The 16,189-nt window shown below is 49.7% G+C and carries 13 protein-coding genes, 1 tRNA gene and 2 rRNA genes; 10 read left to right on the top strand and 6 right to left on the bottom strand.

Going from position 1 to position 16,189, the window contains the following annotated elements:
• Positions 1-85: 85 nt before the first annotated feature.
• The 3 genes from AC07P6_RS30325 to rrf all read left to right on the top strand — a co-directional run bounded on the left by AC07P6_RS30325 (position 86) and on the right by rrf (position 3,468).
• A tRNA-Glu gene (locus AC07P6_RS30325) sits at positions 86-160 on the top strand.
• Positions 161-378: 218 nt separating this feature from the next.
• Positions 379-3,286: ribosomal RNA gene (locus tag AC07P6_RS30320) — 23S ribosomal RNA — on the top strand.
• A 66-nt stretch (positions 3,287-3,352) separates the two neighbouring features.
• A 5S ribosomal RNA gene (gene rrf / locus AC07P6_RS30315) occupies positions 3,353-3,468 on the top strand.
• Positions 3,469-3,610: 142 nt separating this feature from the next.
• On the opposite strand, the gene mobB is transcribed toward rrf, so the two are convergent.
• Both mobB and mobA read right to left on the bottom strand, forming a co-directional pair.
• Positions 3,611-4,117 carry a molybdopterin-guanine dinucleotide biosynthesis protein MobB gene (gene mobB / locus AC07P6_RS30310; RefSeq protein ID WP_478315353.1) on the bottom strand — a complete coding sequence of 169 codons (507 nt, stop codon included), beginning with the start codon at positions 4,115-4,117 and terminating at the stop codon, positions 3,611-3,613.
• Positions 4,114-4,695, bottom strand: coding sequence for a molybdenum cofactor guanylyltransferase MobA (mobA, locus tag AC07P6_RS30305; protein WP_434660979.1), 582 nt, complete (start codon positions 4,693-4,695; stop codon positions 4,114-4,116). The genes mobB and mobA overlap by 4 nt, the downstream gene beginning before the upstream one ends.
• Before the next feature lie 71 nt (positions 4,696-4,766).
• Here mobA and AC07P6_RS30300 point away from each other — a divergent pair, with 71 nt between their 5' ends.
• The 3 genes from AC07P6_RS30300 to dsbA all read left to right on the top strand — a co-directional run bounded on the left by AC07P6_RS30300 (position 4,767) and on the right by dsbA (position 6,749).
• Positions 4,767-5,036 (top strand): YihD family protein, encoded by a 270-nt coding sequence (locus AC07P6_RS30300; RefSeq protein WP_110276062.1) that lies wholly within the window; start codon positions 4,767-4,769, stop codon positions 5,034-5,036.
• 75 nt (positions 5,037-5,111) lie between these two features.
• A complete protein-coding gene (locus AC07P6_RS30295) occupies positions 5,112-6,098 on the top strand; it encodes a serine/threonine protein kinase (RefSeq protein ID WP_434660978.1) in 987 nt (328 codons plus the stop codon).
• Between the two features lie 27 nt (positions 6,099-6,125).
• Positions 6,126-6,749, top strand: a complete 624-nt coding sequence (gene dsbA, locus AC07P6_RS30290; protein WP_110276064.1) for a thiol:disulfide interchange protein DsbA — start codon at positions 6,126-6,128, stop codon at positions 6,747-6,749.
• A 50-nt stretch (positions 6,750-6,799) separates the two neighbouring features.
• Here the strand turns inward: dsbA and AC07P6_RS30285 are convergent, their stop codons facing one another.
• Positions 6,800-7,696 (bottom strand): acyltransferase, encoded by an 897-nt coding sequence (locus AC07P6_RS30285; protein ID WP_478315352.1) that lies wholly within the window; start codon positions 7,694-7,696, stop codon positions 6,800-6,802.
• A gap of 396 nt (positions 7,697-8,092) precedes the next feature.
• Here AC07P6_RS30285 and polA point away from each other — a divergent pair, with 396 nt between their 5' ends.
• Positions 8,093-10,882: a DNA polymerase I gene (polA, locus tag AC07P6_RS30280; RefSeq protein ID WP_478315351.1), complete on the top strand. Its 2,790-nt coding sequence runs from the start codon at positions 8,093-8,095 to the stop codon at positions 10,880-10,882.
• 164 nt (positions 10,883-11,046) lie between these two features.
• On the top strand, positions 11,047-11,094 hold the full coding sequence (gene spfP, locus AC07P6_RS30275; RefSeq protein WP_071892919.1) for a small protein SpfP: 48 nt from the start codon (positions 11,047-11,049) through the stop codon (positions 11,092-11,094).
• A gap of 137 nt (positions 11,095-11,231) precedes the next feature.
• Here the strand turns inward: spfP and yihA are convergent, their stop codons facing one another.
• The gene (gene yihA / locus AC07P6_RS30270) at positions 11,232-11,864 is read right to left on the bottom strand and encodes a ribosome biogenesis GTP-binding protein YihA/YsxC (protein ID WP_110276067.1); all 633 of its coding nucleotides are present in this window, start codon (positions 11,862-11,864) and stop codon (positions 11,232-11,234) included.
• Positions 11,865-12,447: 583 nt separating this feature from the next.
• On the opposite strand from yihA, the gene yihI reads away from it, so the two are divergent.
• The gene (yihI, locus tag AC07P6_RS30265; protein WP_110276068.1) at positions 12,448-12,954 is read left to right on the top strand and encodes a Der GTPase-activating protein YihI; all 507 of its coding nucleotides are present in this window, start codon (positions 12,448-12,450) and stop codon (positions 12,952-12,954) included.
• A gap of 188 nt (positions 12,955-13,142) precedes the next feature.
• Entirely contained in the window at positions 13,143-14,516 is a 1,374-nt protein-coding gene (hemN, locus tag AC07P6_RS30260) for an oxygen-independent coproporphyrinogen III oxidase (protein ID WP_434660973.1), read from the top strand.
• Between the two features lie 37 nt (positions 14,517-14,553).
• Here hemN and AC07P6_RS30255 read toward each other — a convergent pair whose 3' ends face one another.
• Both AC07P6_RS30255 and glnG read right to left on the bottom strand, forming a co-directional pair.
• The gene (locus AC07P6_RS30255) at positions 14,554-14,664 is read right to left on the bottom strand and encodes a YshB family small membrane protein (protein ID WP_110276071.1); all 111 of its coding nucleotides are present in this window, start codon (positions 14,662-14,664) and stop codon (positions 14,554-14,556) included.
• Between the two features lie 110 nt (positions 14,665-14,774).
• Positions 14,775-16,184 carry a nitrogen regulation protein NR(I) gene (gene glnG, locus AC07P6_RS30250; RefSeq protein ID WP_110276072.1) on the bottom strand — a complete coding sequence of 470 codons (1,410 nt, stop codon included), beginning with the start codon at positions 16,182-16,184 and terminating at the stop codon, positions 14,775-14,777.
• Positions 16,185-16,189: the final 5 nt, after the last annotated feature.

The raw sequence follows: 16,189 nt of genomic DNA, 5'->3' as shown, positions 1-16,189 counted from the left end.
TTAAAGAACCTGCCTTTGTAGTGTCCACACAGATTGTCTGATGAATGTAAAGAAGCAAGACGGCTGCGAAGTCGCGACACCTCGTGTCCCCTTCGTCTAGCGGTTAGGACTCCGCCCTTTCACGGCGGCAACAGGGGTTCGAATCCCCTAGGGGACGCCACTTGCTGGCTGTGAGTGAAAGACACAACCCACCGATATCTCAAAACTAACTCAGTGAGTTATGTTTGAGATATTTGCTCTTTAAAAATCTGGATCAAGCTGAAAATTGAAACGACACGCTGCGTCTGTTCTCCGTAAATAAGAACAGCATGACGGTGTGTTCGAGTCTCTCAAATTTTTGCAGCACGAAGTGTTTTACGAAACATCTTCGGGTTGTGAGGTTAAGCGACTAAGCGTACACGGTGGATGCCCTGGCAGTCAGAGGCGATGAAGGACGTGCTAATCTGCGATAAGCGTCGGTAAGGTGATATGAACCGTTATAACCGACGATTTCCGAATGGGGAAACCCAGTGTGATCCGTCACACTATCGTTAAGTGAATACATAGCTTAACGAAGCGAACCGGGGGAACTGAAACATCTAAGTACCCCGAGGAAAAGAAATCAACCGAGATTCCCCCAGTAGCGGCGAGCGAACGGGGAGGAGCCCAGAGTCTGAATCAGTTTGTGTGTTAGTGGAAGCGTCTGGAAAGACGCAGGGTACAGGGTGATACTCCCGTACACAAAAACGCACAGGCTGTGAACTCGAAGAGTAGGGCGGGACACGTGGTATCCTGTCTGAATATGGGGGGACCATCCTCCAAGGCTAAATACTCCTGACTGACCGATAGTGAACCAGTACCGTGAGGGAAAGGCGAAAAGAACCCCGGCGAGGGGAGTGAAACAGAACCTGAAACCGTGTACGTACAAGCAGTAGGAGCCCACTTGTTGGGTGACTGCGTACCTTTTGTATAATGGGTCAGCGACTTATATTCTGTAGCAAGGTTAACCGTATAGGGGAGCCGCAGGGAAACCGAGTCTTAACTGGGCGTTAAGTTGCAGGGTATAGACCCGAAACCCGGTGATCTAGCCATGGGCAGGTTGAAGGTTGGGTAACACTAACTGGAGGACCGAACCGACTAATGTTGAAAAATTAGCGGATGACTTGTGGCTGGGGGTGAAAGGCCAATCAAACCGGGAGATAGCTGGTTCTCCCCGAAAGCTATTTAGGTAGCGCCTCGTGAACTCATCTTCGGGGGTAGAGCACTGTTTCGGCTAGGGGGTCATCCCGACTTACCAACCCGATGCAAACTACGAATACCGAAGAATGTTATCACGGGAGACACACGGCGGGTGCTAACGTCCGTCGTGAAGAGGGAAACAACCCAGACCGCCAGCTAAGGTCCCAAAGTCATGGTTAAGTGGGAAACGATGTGGGAAGGCACAGACAGCCAGGATGTTGGCTTAGAAGCAGCCATCATTTAAAGAAAGCGTAATAGCTCACTGGTCGAGTCGGCCTGCGCGGAAGATGTAACGGGGCTAAACCATGCACCGAAGCTGCGGCAGCGACGCTTATGCGTTGTTGGGTAGGGGAGCGTTCTGTAAGCCGTTGAAGGTGGCCTGTGAGGGTTGCTGGAGGTATCAGAAGTGCGAATGCTGACATAAGTAACGATAAAGCGGGTGAAAAGCCCGCTCGCCGGAAGACCAAGGGTTCCTGTCCAACGTTAATCGGGGCAGGGTGAGTCGACCCCTAAGGCGAGGCCGAAAGGCGTAGTCGATGGGAAACAGGTTAATATTCCTGTACTCGGTGTTACTGCGAAGGGGGGACGGAGAAGGCTATGTTAGCCGGGCGACGGTTGTCCCGGTTTAAGCATGTAGGCGGATGTTCCAGGTAAATCCGGAACGTCATTCAACGCTGAGGTGTGATGACGAGGCACTACGGTGCTGAAGTAACAAATGCCCTGCTTCCAGGAAAAGCCTCTAAGCATCAGGTAACATCAAATCGTACCCCAAACCGACACAGGTGGTCAGGTAGAGAATACCAAGGCGCTTGAGAGAACTCGGGTGAAGGAACTAGGCAAAATGGTGCCGTAACTTCGGGAGAAGGCACGCTGATGGTAGGTGAAGTGACTTGCTCACGGAGCTGAAATCAGTCGAAGATACCAGCTGGCTGCAACTGTTTATTAAAAACACAGCACTGTGCAAACACGAAAGTGGACGTATACGGTGTGACGCCTGCCCGGTGCCGGAAGGTTAATTGATGGGGTTATCCGTAAGGAGAAGCTCTTGATCGAAGCCCCGGTAAACGGCGGCCGTAACTATAACGGTCCTAAGGTAGCGAAATTCCTTGTCGGGTAAGTTCCGACCTGCACGAATGGCGTAATGATGGCCAGGCTGTCTCCACCCGAGACTCAGTGAAATTGAACTCGCTGTGAAGATGCAGTGTACCCGCGGCAAGACGGAAAGACCCCGTGAACCTTTACTATAGCTTGACACTGAACACTGGTCCTTGATGTGTAGGATAGGTGGGAGGCTTTGAAGTGTGGACGCCAGTCTGCATGGAGCCATCCTTGAAATACCACCCTTTAATGGCTGGTGTTCTAACGTGGACCCGTAATCCGGGTTGCGGACAGTGTCTGGTGGGTAGTTTGACTGGGGCGGTCTCCTCCTAAAGAGTAACGGAGGAGCACGAAGGTTAGCTAATCCTGGTCGGACATCAGGAGGTTAGTGCAATGGCATAAGCTAGCTTGACTGCGAGCGTGACGGCGCGAGCAGGTGCGAAAGCAGGTCATAGTGATCCGGTGGTTCTGAATGGAAGGGCCATCGCTCAACGGATAAAAGGTACTCCGGGGATAACAGGCTGATACCGCCCAAGAGTTCATATCGACGGCGGTGTTTGGCACCTCGATGTCGGCTCATCACATCCTGGGGCTGAAGTAGGTCCCAAGGGTATGGCTGTTCGCCATTTAAAGTGGTACGCGAGCTGGGTTTAGAACGTCGTGAGACAGTTCGGTCCCTATCTGCCGTGGGCGCTGGAGAATTGAGGGGGGCTGCTCCTAGTACGAGAGGACCGGAGTGGACGCATCACTGGTGTTCGGGTTGTCATGCCAATGGCATTGCCCGGTAGCTAAATGCGGAAGAGATAAGTGCTGAAAGCATCTAAGCACGAAACTTGCCCCGAGATGAGTTCTCCCTGACTCCTTGAGAGTCCTGAAGGAACGTTGAAGACGACGACGTTGATAGGCCGGGTGTGTAAGCGTAGCGATACGTTGAGCTAACCGGTACTAATGAACCGTGAGGCTTAACCTTACAACGCCGAAGATGTTTTGGCGGATTTGAGAGAGATTCAGCTTGATACAGATTAAACAGAATTTGCCTGGCGGCGACAGCGCGGTGGTCCCACCTGACCCCATGCCGAACTCAGAAGTGAAACGCCGTAGCGCCGATGGTAGTGTGGGGTCTCCCCATGTGAGAGTAGGGAACTGCCAGGCATCAATTAAGTGAAGAGCCCATCCTGACGGATGGGCTTTTTGCGTTTTTGTACATCATAAAAAATCAGACAAAGCGCGATGAAGCTTTATCCGAGCATGCATTTCTCATACAGCAAAAATTTTCTTTTCTATTGAGATCTGATTAGGGCTTGTGTAACCACTGTAAAATAAAATCCACGATTTGCGGGATGTTATTTAAATCTAACTGCGGAAGTGAAGTCTCGACAGGAATATCGCTAGCCACGGCAATGACGTATTCATCAAATACCAGTTCATCTACATGGTGCCCACTGTTGTGCCTGTAAAGTAGGATCTTTGGTACTGGCTCATGCTTAAAACCTTCGACTAACACTAAATCCAACGTTGAAGGGTCCATTCTGCTTACTAGCCAGCTAAGATCCAGTTCGTTTTTATTTGGTGTTTCTGTGATTAAGGCCCAGCGCTGTGAACTGGCGACAATAGTCTGTGCAGCTCCGGCTTTGCGTAGCTCATAGCTATCTTTACCTGGTTTATCCACGTCCATGTCATGATGAGTATGTTTGATAAGCCCAGGTCGTAAGCCTTTCGCACATAATTCCGGGATCAGTTCCTTCAGTAATGTTGTTTTACCCGTACCGCTCCAGGCCGCGATAGCCAGAAGGGGAATCATGATGACACCTGCATATTCTGTAAGTCATCGAGGGTATTTACGTTCATGAATGCTGATTTCACATCGCTAAAATCAACATTATGCCCACCAACTTTGCGCATAAATACCATGACTCGCCGTTCACCTGCGGCCAAATAGGTTTCAAGTTCTGCTGTGACCTTATGATTCACCAAAGCGATAGCCGGATGATCGCGTTCACCATCATGTACCCAAACTACTGGAGATAATTTCTTATTCTTTATTAAGCGCTCGACCAGAAAGGCGGGGATAAAAGGAGTATCACATGGACAAAACAGGAACCACTCGCTTTCAACATGCTGCATAACAGATAGCATCCCGGCCAGAGGGCCTGGAAAATCATTCATACTATCGGTAATAATCGGATAACCGCTGGTTTGCCAGCTATCAAGGTTCCGATTGGCGCTAATAACCATTTTATCCACCTGTGGTTCCAGCGTATCGGCGACGTAGCACCACAATGGCTTACCCTTTAACGTCTGCAATCCTTTATCCACTCCCCCCATGCGCGTCGCCCTTCCTCCAGCCAACACGACACCGGTTATTACCTCGCGTTGCATATCAATATCGCCTCTTTCATTGTGGGATTGTCCCTGCTAACGTGTCTTTATCTAGAGTAAGGAGCATTACTATGAAATGTAAACGTCTGAATGAAGTCATTGAACTCCTCCAGCCAGCCTGGCAGAAAGAACCTGAACTAAATTTGATTCAATTCTTGCAAAAACTGGCCAAAGAGGCCGGTTATACGGGGGAATTAAGCGATCTTTCCGACGATATTCTGATTTATCATCTGAAAATGCGCGACTCGACAAAAGAGGCCGTTATTCCCGGTATTCAGAAAGATTATGAAGAAGACTTCAAAACCGCATTGCTTCGCGCTCGCGGAGTCATTAAAGAGTAAAAGGTTGTAAGCGCTGCCACGGAACAGGCAATGAGATGATATCCTGAATCATTCGCACGATTATCGGATGTCAGGATGCACGATAAGGCTTTTAATTTTCAGACGCTTCACCCGGATACCATCATTGATGGTTTGTTTGATCTGGGTATGCGGCTGGACTCTGGGCTCACCCCGCTTAACAGCTATGAGAACCGCGTTTACCAGTTTCAGGACGAAGATCGCCACCGCTATGTGGTGAAGTTCTATCGTCCTGAACGCTGGTCTGCAGAACAAATCCTCGAAGAACATCAGTTTACCCTTCAACTCGTGCAGGATGATGTTCCCGTTGCGGCGCCATTATCTTTCCATGAAAGTACGCTTCACCAGCATCAGGGATTCTTCTTTGCCGTTTTCCCAAGCTTGGGTGGACGTCAGTTTGAGGCGGATAACCTCGATCAGATGGAATGGGTTGGGCGCTATCTTGGCCGTATGCACCAGACAGGTCGCAAGCAGCGTTTTGTCGCTCGCCCGGAGATTGGTACTAATGAATATCTCCTTGAGCCACGCCAGGTCTTCGAGCTCTCCCCGTTGATTCCTGCTGGTTTGAAAGAGGCCTTTCTCAGCGCTACCGATAAACTGATTGATGCTGTAATGGCACAATGGCACGGGAACGCTAATATCTTACGTTTGCACGGTGACTGCCATGCCGGAAATATCCTCTGGCGTGATGGCCCTTTGTTTGTTGATTTAGACGATGCGCGTAATGGTCCTGCTATCCAGGATCTCTGGATGCTGTTAAATGGAGATAAAGCCGAGCAGCGGATGCAGCTTGAGATGATCATTGAAGCCTATGAAGAGTTCAGCTCTTTTAATACGGATGAAATCGCTCTCATCGAACCTTTACGTGCGATGCGGTTAGTTTATTATCTGGCGTGGTTGCTCAGACGCTGGAATGATCCTGCTTTCCCTATAAATTTCCCATGGTTAACCGGGGAAGATTACTGGCGCGGGCAGACAACAACTTTTCTTGAGCAGGTGAAGGTTCTGCAGGAACCCCCTCTTCAGTTAACGCCAATGTATTAATGTGAAATATCCAGGAGAGAATTAATCATGAACAAAATTTGGCTGGCGCTGGCTGGTATGATTCTGGCTTTTAGTGCATCCGCTGCCCAGATCACCGACGGTAAGCAGTACATCACCCTCGACAAGCCAGTTGCTGGCGAGCCTCAGGTGCTCGAGTTCTTCTCGTTCTACTGCCCCCATTGCTATCAGTTTGAAGAAGTACTTCATGTGTCAGATAACGTGAAGAAAAAGCTGCCTGAAGGCGTCAAGATGACTAAATACCACGTTGAGTTCCTGGGCCCATTGGGCAAGGATCTGACTCAGGCGTGGGCTGTGGCGATGGCGCTGGGCGTGGAAGACAAGATTACTGTTCCAATGTTTGAAGCGGTACAGAAAACTCAGTCCGTCCAGACCGTGGCCGATATCCGTAAAATCTTTGTTGATTCCGGTGTGAAAGGCGAAGAGTACGATGCGGCGTGGAACAGCTTCGTGGTGAAATCTCTGGTTGCTCAGCAAGAAAAAGCCGCTGCTGATTTCCAACTGCAGGGCGTACCCGCGATGTACGTTAACGGAAAATATCAGATTAACCCGCAAGGGATGGATACCAGCAACATGGACGCATTTGTTGCTCAGTATGCCGATACTGTTAAGCAGTTAGTTGAGAAGAAATAAAAAAACAAACGCCGGTCATTGACCGGCGTTGTTCTTTTCAGCGACTAAAATCATTTTTTCTGCCGCATTATTTCCGTCAGTTGACGATCCTTTTCTTCCCACAGCATATTTAACCAACGCTGGAAGTGGCGCTTAAAGTTTTTATCATTCACATAGTCGCCATGTAGATCTTCAGCTACAGGCTCCAGATTTATTCGCACCACAATCCGCGTCAATCGACCACTTAGCATGTCGTAAAATGGCCTGTGGTTGTTCTCTGGGTAACATAACGTCACGTTGAGCAGCTTATCAAACTGCGATCCCAGCACGCCCAATGCCATAGTAATACCCGCAGCTTTTGGGGGTAATAAGTTATTGTAAGGTGAGCGAGTCTGACGCTGTTTTTCTTCAGTAAAACGTGAGCCTTCAACAAAGTTAACGATAGTCGTTGGGTGGACGCGGAATTTCTCGCAGGAACGACGGGTGGTTTCAACATCTTTACCGCGACGTTCTGGATGACGAATTAAATAACCACGTGAGTAACGGCGCATAAACGGCATGTCCAGGGCCCAGCAAGCAAGACCAATGAACGGTACCCAAGCTAGCTGCTGTTTGAGAAAGTATTTATTCATTGGGATATGTTTGCGAAACAGCACACAGAGCACCACGATATCAGCCCAACTGTGATGGTTGCTGATAAGTAAATACCAGTTTCTCTTGTTCAGGCCTTCAATACCTTGAACATCCCATTTTAACCACGGATTAAGATGTAGCAGTAGTGCCAACCCTTCACACCAGCAATACATCATGAAGTTGCAGAAAACAGATATCGAGCGCCAGACCGCAGGAATCGGCACAAGAAGTTTAATCAGTCCGGCGATGATTATCGGCACCGAGCAGATTATAGTGACTAAGATAGTAAGGGCGATACTCAGCGGAAGGATTATCGCAGCGAGTAATCTCGACATAGTTAGTTTATTCAGAAAGTTAGGCTGACAAAAAACGCATTTAAACAGCGCAAGGGACTGATTTTATCAGAAAATACAGCAAATAACGGGTCTTACCAGAGCAGAAAAATTTCCGGATCTTATATCCACATGGAGCATTGAGTCATCAAAACGACATTACGATAAAAAATATAACGTTAACTAAATGATAAATATGAATTAATTATTTGAAGAGCTATTTTATTAAGAGTTAGCCAGCTATCATTTTAAAACTATACACAAAGTTATCCACAGATGAAGTTGTACAATGATCGTGGAGATCAATGAATCTTTTCGATGAAATAGGGGAAAAATTCAGGATTTAATGCCCGTCTGTGGCATCCTTTACCCATAATCTGATAAACAGGCACGGAAATTATGGTTCAGATCCCAGAAAACCCTCTCATCCTCGTTGACGGCTCCTCTTACCTTTACCGGGCATATCACGCTTTTCCCCCGCTGACTAACAGCGCCGGTGAACCGACTGGCGCAATGTACGGCGTACTGAATATGCTGCGAAGCCTGATCCTACAGTATCAACCGACTCATGCAGTCGTGGTTTTTGATGCCAAAGGGAAGACTTTCCGTGATGAATTGTTTGAGCACTATAAATCTCATCGTCCACCGATGCCGGACGATCTGCGTGCGCAGATCGAGCCGCTGCATACCATGGTTAAGGCGATGGGCTTACCTCTGATGGCTGTTCCGGGCGTTGAAGCTGATGATGTGATCGGTACACTAGCGCGTGAAGCTGAAAAGGCAGGTCGTCCAGTGCTGATTAGCACGGGTGATAAAGATATGGCTCAGTTAGTTACGCCGGGTATTACCCTGATTAACACGATGACTAACACTATTCTTGGTCCGGATGAAGTCGTCACAAAATACGGCGTTCCACCTGAACTGATCATTGATTTCCTTGCTCTCATGGGTGACTCGTCGGACAACATTCCTGGCGTCCCTGGGGTCGGCGAGAAGACCGCACAGGCGTTGCTACAGGGGTTGGGTGGGCTTGATACGCTGTATGCGGAGTCTGAGAAAATCGCCGGCCTGAGCTTCCGCGGATCTAAAACGATGGCAGCGAAGCTAGAGCAGAATAAAGAGGTCGCGTATCTCTCTTATCAGCTGGCAACGATTAAAACGGATGTTGAACTGGATTTGAGCTGTGAAGAACTGCTCGTTGAGCAACCTGCAGCGGATGAACTGCTGACGCTGTTTAAAAAGTATGAATTCAAACGCTGGATAACCGATGTTGAGTCCGGTAAATGGATGCAGGCGAAAGGCGCTAAACCTACCGCGAAACCAGTCGAAGTGGCGGCAGATGCTGCAGATGCTGAAGAAGAGACGGCGGCAATGCTCTCCTCTGAAAACTATGTCACGATTCTTGATGAAGAAACGCTGACGGCGTGGATCGAAAAACTGAAGAAAGCGCCGCTTTTTGCTTTTGATACAGAAACTGACAGCCTTGATAATGTATCCGCCAATATGGTCGGCCTGTCATTCGCCGTTGAGCCAGGCATCGCAGCTTATGTACCGGTTGCTCATGACTATCTGGATGCGCCGGATCAGATCCCACGCGACCGCGTGCTGGAACTGCTGAAGCCCTTACTGGAAGATGATAAGGCTCTGAAGGTTGGACAGAACCTCAAGTATGATCGCGGTATTCTGGCTAACTATGACATTGAGCTGCGCGGTATTGCCTTTGATACCATGCTGGAGTCCTACATTCTTGACAGCGTAGCGGGCCGCCATGATATGGATAGCCTTTCCGATCGCTGGTTGAAGCACAAAACCATTACCTTTGAAGAGATTGCCGGCAAGGGTAAAAATCAGCTCACCTTTAATCAAATCGCACTGGAAGAAGCTGGTCGTTACGCGGCGGAAGATGCTGACGTGACTCTGCAACTGCATTTGAAAATGTGGCCAAAGCTTCAGCAGAATGAAGGCCCGCTGAACATCTTTAAAAATATAGAAATGCCGTTAGTGCCAGTGTTATCCCGCGTTGAGCGCAACGGCGTGAAAATTGACCCAGCCGTGCTGCATGCGCATTCTCAGGAAATCGCCAAGCGCCTGATTGAGCTGGAGAAGAAGGCATATGATATTGCAGGTGAAGAGTTTAACCTCTCTTCGCCTAAGCAGCTGCAAACCATCCTGTTTGAAAAACAAGGGATTAAACCACTGAAGAAGACGCCGGGCGGCGCTCCGTCTACGTCGGAGGAGGTGCTGGAAGAGCTGGCTCTGGATTATCCGCTGCCAAAAGTTATCCTTGAATATCGTGGCCTGGCAAAACTCAAATCTACTTATACCGATAAGCTGCCGCTGATGATCAGCGCGAAAACGGGTCGCGTGCATACATCTTATCACCAGGCGGTCACTGCAACGGGACGCCTGTCATCTACCGATCCGAACCTGCAGAATATTCCGGTACGTAACGAAGAAGGACGTCGTATTCGTCAGGCGTTTATTGCTCCGGAAGATTACCTCATTGTCTCTGCCGACTACTCGCAAATTGAATTGCGCATTATGGCGCATCTGTCGCGCGATAACGGTCTGCTAACCGCGTTTGCGGAGGGGAAAGATATCCACCGTGCTACTGCGGCAGAGGTTTTTGGTTTGCCGCTTGAAAGCGTGAGCAGCGAACAGCGACGCAGCGCAAAGGCTATCAACTTTGGCCTGATTTACGGGATGAGCGCATTTGGCCTTGCACGACAGCTCAATATTCCGCGTAAAGAAGCGCAGAAATATATGGACCTCTACTTTGAGCGCTATCCAGGTGTGCTGGACTATATGGAGCGTACCCGTGCGCAGGCAAAAGAGCAGGGGTATGTTGAAACGCTCGATGGCCGCCGACTCTATTTGCCGGACATTAAATCCAGCAACGGAGCACGTCGCGCTGGCGCTGAGCGTGCGGCAATCAACGCGCCGATGCAGGGAACTGCTGCGGATATCATTAAACGTGCAATGATCGCTGTAGATGATTGGTTGTTAAGTGAAAAACCGCGAGTGCGTATGATCATGCAGGTACACGATGAATTAGTCTTCGAAGTTCATAAAGACGATTTAGATACGGTCGCGAAAAAGATCCACGAACTGATGGAAAGCAGCACGACGCTGGCTGTTCCGCTGCTGGTAGAAGTGGGTAGTGGGGAAAATTGGGATCAAGCGCACTAAGTGTTCAGTACATAAGGCCATTTTTTGTAAGTGAGTAACATAACTTATACCTTTTTGTGATGATCATTTGAATTTGCTATGTAAAGACTGAAAATAAACTACAAAAATGCTTTATCCATAACGGAAACAAGAGTAGAGTTAAAGACGTAGGGTACAGAGGTAAGATGTTCTATCTTTCAGACCTTTTACTTCACGTAATCGGATTTGGCTGAATATTTTAGCCGCCCCGGTCATTTATGACCGGGGCGTTTTTTATTGCGTGAAAGAAAATTTTTTGCGTATTGATATCGGCAAGGCAGGCTGCCCGGATAAGGCTCTGTATGCCTATACCCGGGAAAATTGACGATAATTACTCGCCGTCTTCAGGCTCTTCCTGAGGAGGAATGTCGTTATACCAGCTATCCAGCTTCTGACGCAGTTTATCTACGCCCTGCTTCTTCAGGGAAGAAAATGCTTCCACTTGCACATCACCATTAAATGCGATTACTGCTTCACGGACCTGGTTGAGCTGGGCTTTGCGCGCGCCACTGGCCAGCTTATCGGCTTTAGTCAGCAGCACCAGAACCGGGATATCGCTTTCAACGGCCCATAGGATCATCTGCTGATCGAGATCTTTAAGCGGATGCCGGATATCCATCAGTATGACCAGTCCTTTCAGACACAGGCGTTTTTCCAGGTATTCACCCAGCGCCCGCTGCCATTTGATTTTCATCTCTTCAGGAACTTGAGCGTAACCATAGCCTGGCAGGTCGACCAGACGTTTTCCCTCAGCAACTTCAAACAGGTTAATGAGCTGCGTACGACCAGGCGTCTTTGATGTACGAGCAAGGCTTTTCTGGTTAGTCAGCGTATTCAGGGCGCTGGATTTCCCTGCGTTAGAGCGGCCAGCGAATGCCACTTCGATACCGGTATCAGAAGGAAGATGGCGGATATCTGGTGCGCTAGTGACAAAATGCGTCAGTTGATAATTCCAGTTGGTCAAGACGGTCGTCTCCGTTAATCAGGCTATGACGGGGATTATACCTGAACAATAGAAAAAGGCTGTTTTTACCGCAATCCACAGGTGTGAGTAAAAGCCACATGCTTTGTGAGATATTGGCCATTGTTGATATAAGACATTTGTGAGAAAAGCCTGATTAAAAAATCACTAACACTCTATAAATCATACAATTAAATGAAGAGAAGATTCTGAAATTAGCATTTTTTATACCGTTGCTGGTTGTAGGTTTTTCTTAAACCAGTAAAGTAGCGGGCAAGGGCGAAGGAAGCTAACAGGATTAAGACTCAGGACGAGGTGTCAGGAAGCGCCAGGAGGCGAGGACTACGGATTGTCAGGATGACAGGCGTCTGGAGACGTTTTAAAAGGAAATGGATGTAACAGGGACTGTTGGTAGCTAAAGGAAAGACAGGGGTTGTCGTTAGATAACATGGAAAGTAGAAACCCATTAAGGGTTGTCAGTGCGGAAAAAGGCGACAGAGTAATCTGTCGCCTTTTTTCTTTGCTTGCTTTCTGCTAGATTCCGCCTCAATTCTATACTGAAGAAAACGGCCTGAAGATTAACACCATGAAAAAACCGACATCTGTACCTCGTGGCAAAAAAAGTCGCAAAACGCGTGAAGAATTGAACCAGGAAGCTCGCGATCGTAAGCAGCAGAAGAAACATCGCGGTCATGCGGCAGGAAGTCGTGCGACCGGTGGTGATGCCGCCTCTGCGGGTAAAAAACAAGGCCAACAGCAAGATCCGCGCATTGGCAGCAAAAAACCGATCCCGCTGGGTGTGACAGAGAATGCCCCAGTGATTAAGCAGCACAAACCGAAGAGCGAGAAACCTATGCTTTCACCGCAGGCTGAGCTGGATTTGCTGGAGAACGATGAGCGCCTGGACGCGCTGCTGGAACGTCTGGAAGAGGGCGGAACCTTGAATGCTGAAGAGCAGACCTGGGTTGATGCCAAACTGGACCGTATTGATGAACTGATGCAACAGCTCGGCCTCTCCTACGATGATGACGAAGATGAGGAAGAGGAAGAACGCAAAGAAGATATGATGCGTTTGCTGAAGGGCGGAAACTAACATTTGCACCCCATCGGATTCCCGGTCCTGCTTATAACCCTTTTGGTTATATGTTATCTGCTGTGGTTATTCGTTAAACTACGACGGTTGTCGCGGCGTCAGAAATGGCTGCGCAACCGGCTCATTACCCCAGGTGTGGTTGGGCCGGAGCGGCGTACCCGCCGACGGCACCATCGGAAGGAGTGAGCATGTCTGTGCAGTTAATCGACTGGGATCTGGCCCTGATCCAAAAATATAACTATTCCGGGCCGCGTTATACTTCGTACCCTACCGCGCTGGAGTTTTCTCCGGAATTTGGCGCTGCTGAATTTGACGCAGCGGTAGCCCGTTATCCGCAGCGACCTCTATCGCTGTATGTGCATATCCCGTTTTGCCATAAGCTCTGCTATTTTTGTGGCTGCAATAAAATTGTCACCCGCCAGCAGCATAAAGCCGATCAGTATCTGGACGTCCTTGAGCAGGAGATTATCCATCGCGCGCCGCTTTTTGCGGGTCGCCTGGTTAACCAACTGCATTGGGGCGGCGGTACGCCGACATATTTAAATAAGGCGCAAATTAGCCGCCTGATGAGCCTGCTGCGTACGCATTTCAATTTTAATGCCGAGGCTGAGATTTCCATTGAAGTCGATCCGCGTGAAATTGAGCTTGATGTACTGGATCATTTACGCGCTGAAGGATTCAACCGCTTGAGCATGGGCGTGCAGGACTTCAACAAAGAGGTGCAGCGCCTGGTGAACCGCGAGCAGGATGAAGAGTTTATCTTCGCCCTGCTCAACCATGCCCGAGAGATTGGCTTTACTTCTACCAATATCGATCTGATTTACGGACTGCCGAAGCAAACGCCAGAGAGCTTCGCTTTTACGCTCCAGCGCGTGGCTGAGCTAAATCCCGATCGTCTGAGCGTATTTAACTATGCGCATTTGCCGACGCTCTTCGCCGCACAGCGCAAAATCAAAGATGCCGATTTACCTTCAGCAGAGCAGAAGCTGGATATCCTGCAGGAAACGATTGATTCGCTGACCGCTGCGGGATATCAGTTTATCGGTATGGACCACTTTGCTCGTCCGGACGATGAACTGGCGATAGCCCAACGTGAAGGTATTTTGCATCGCAACTTCCAGGGCTATACCACCCAAGGGGATTCCGATCTGCTGGGGCTGGGTGTTTCGGCGATCAGTATGATTGGCGACTGCTATGCGCAGAACCAAAAAGAGCTGAAGCAGTATTATCAGCAGATTGATGAAACCGGAACGGCCTTATGGCGTGGCATTGCGTTGACTCGCGATGACTGTATTCGTCGCGATGTCATTAAAGCGCTGATCTGCAATTTCCGTCTCGATTTCTCCGCTGTAGAAACGCAGTGGGACTTAGACTTCAATGACTACTTCACTGAAGATATGAAACTGCTGGCGCCGCTGGCCAAAGACGGGCTGGTGGATGTGGATGAGAAAGGGATTCAGGTGACGCCGAAAGGCCGGTTGCTGATTCGCAACATATGCATGTGCTTTGACGCATATTTGCGCCAGAAAGCACGGATGCAGCAGTTTTCACGCGTGATTTAATCTATTCACCCTCTCCTTGCCGGGAGAGGGTGAATTATCAGCTAAACAATCCAACCATCGCCGCACACAAAACAGCAGCTATTGCCGTCTGCGGGGTATGACCGGCTGCGACACCGCTCGATATAATATTTATGAGTGATTCAAGCATGATTTCCCCCTGTCTTTCCGGGCACGATCATACTCAACGCATTTGAACAGTAAAGTACAAAATAGCAGCAGTTTGCGCTGGCAGACTATTTTTTACACGACACTATTCTACTACTCCATTCCCAGTTCTTTTAGCTTACGTGTCAACGTATTACGGCCCCATCCCAGCAGGCGTGCTGCTTCTTGTTTATGCCCCTGAGTGTGGCGTAGCGCGGTGGTCAATAGCGTGCGCTCCATCTCCGGCTGTGCTTCTGACAGCAGGTTTTGATGACCGGAACGTAAAGCGCGGTCGGCCCATTGCCCCAACAGCGTGGCCCAGCTATCCGGCAGCATTTGCGTCGGATTATCCGGTATCGCGGTTTCAAACAGCTCACTGGGAAGATCCTGGGTCAGAACCTCCTGGCCTGCCGCCATCACCGTCAGCCAACGACAGGTGTTCTCCAGTTGACGCACGTTACCCGGCCAGGCCAGCCGGGTTAGCGCCATCTCCGTTTCCGGGTGCAGCAGCTTGGCTTCAACGCCGAGTTCACGAGCAGCAACTTGCAGGAAGTGGCGCGCCAGCCGCGGAATATCTTCCCGACGCTCGCGTAGCGGCGGGAGATGGACGCGAATCACGTTCAGGCGGTGGAATAAGTCCTCGCGGAATTTTCCTTCCTGTACGCGCAGCTCAAGATTCTGGTGGGTGGCGGCGATAATGCGCACATCCACTTTCACCGGAGCATAGCCGCCTACGCGATAAAACTGGCCATCAGCCAGCACGCGCAGCAACCGAGTTTGTACGTCCAGCGGCATATCGCCGATTTCATCGAGGAACAACGTGCCGCCGTCTGCCTGTTCAAAACGCCCCTGGCGTACGGTATTCGCGCCCGTAAAGGCCCCTTTCTCGTGGCCGAACAGTTCTGATTCAATCAAGTCTTTGGGGATTGCCGCCATATTCAGCGCGATAAACGGTGCCTTAGCTCGCGGGCTATGGCGGTGCAGAGCATGGGCAACTAGCTCTTTACCGGTACCGGACTCGCCGTTGATCAGCACGCTGATGGAGGAACGCGACAGGCGGCCTATAATGCGAAAAACGTCCTGCATTGCTGGCGCTTCGCCGATAATATCGGCCGCTGGGCTATTTATTGGCGCATTTCGCGGCTGCTGCTGTTCCTGATAATGGCTGATTGCGCGGTCGACCAGCGCCACCGCTTCATCAATATCAAACGGTTTTGGTAGATAATCAAAGGCACCTTGCTGATAAGCGCTGACCGCCGCGTCCAGATCTGAATGCGCCGTCATTATGATGACCGGGAGCATCGGGTGACGCTGTTTAATTTGTTTCAGCAGCGCCAGCCCATCCATTCCCGGCATACGGATATCAGACAGCAGGACATCCGGGGTTTTGGTGGTGAGGGCATCAAGCACCTCGCTGCCGCTCTCAAACGTTGTACAACTCAAGCCAGCCCCGGTGAGCGCGCGTTCAAGCACCCAACGGATGGAGCTATCGTCATCAACGATCCATGCTATCCCTCGTTGCATAAACA

Source organism: Klebsiella sp. GFKo11, assembly GCF_056490265.1.
Note: the sequence above shows the minus strand (reverse complement) of the source record. Positions and strands in the feature narration are given on the sequence as shown.

Coding starts and splice junctions, on each gene's coding strand:
- mobB (WP_478315353.1), bottom strand. CDS start 4,117: ATGATTCCCCTTCTGGCTATCGCGGCCTGGAGCGGTACGGGTAAAACA.
- mobA (WP_434660979.1), bottom strand. CDS start 4,695: ATGCAACGCGAGGTAATAACCGGTGTCGTGTTGGCTGGAGGAAGGGCG.
- AC07P6_RS30300 (WP_110276062.1), top strand. CDS start 4,767: ATGAAATGTAAACGTCTGAATGAAGTCATTGAACTCCTCCAGCCAGCC.
- AC07P6_RS30295 (WP_434660978.1), top strand. CDS start 5,112: ATGCACGATAAGGCTTTTAATTTTCAGACGCTTCACCCGGATACCATC.
- dsbA (WP_110276064.1), top strand. CDS start 6,126: ATGAACAAAATTTGGCTGGCGCTGGCTGGTATGATTCTGGCTTTTAGT.
- AC07P6_RS30285 (WP_478315352.1), bottom strand. CDS start 7,696: ATGTCGAGATTACTCGCTGCGATAATCCTTCCGCTGAGTATCGCCCTT.
- polA (WP_478315351.1), top strand. CDS start 8,093: ATGGTTCAGATCCCAGAAAACCCTCTCATCCTCGTTGACGGCTCCTCT.
- yihI (WP_110276068.1), top strand. CDS start 12,448: ATGAAAAAACCGACATCTGTACCTCGTGGCAAAAAAAGTCGCAAAACG.
- hemN (WP_434660973.1), top strand. CDS start 13,143: ATGTCTGTGCAGTTAATCGACTGGGATCTGGCCCTGATCCAAAAATAT.
- AC07P6_RS30255 (WP_110276071.1), bottom strand. CDS start 14,664: ATGCTTGAATCACTCATAAATATTATATCGAGCGGTGTCGCAGCCGGT.
- glnG (WP_110276072.1), bottom strand. CDS start 16,184: ATGCAACGAGGGATAGCATGGATCGTTGATGACGATAGCTCCATCCGT.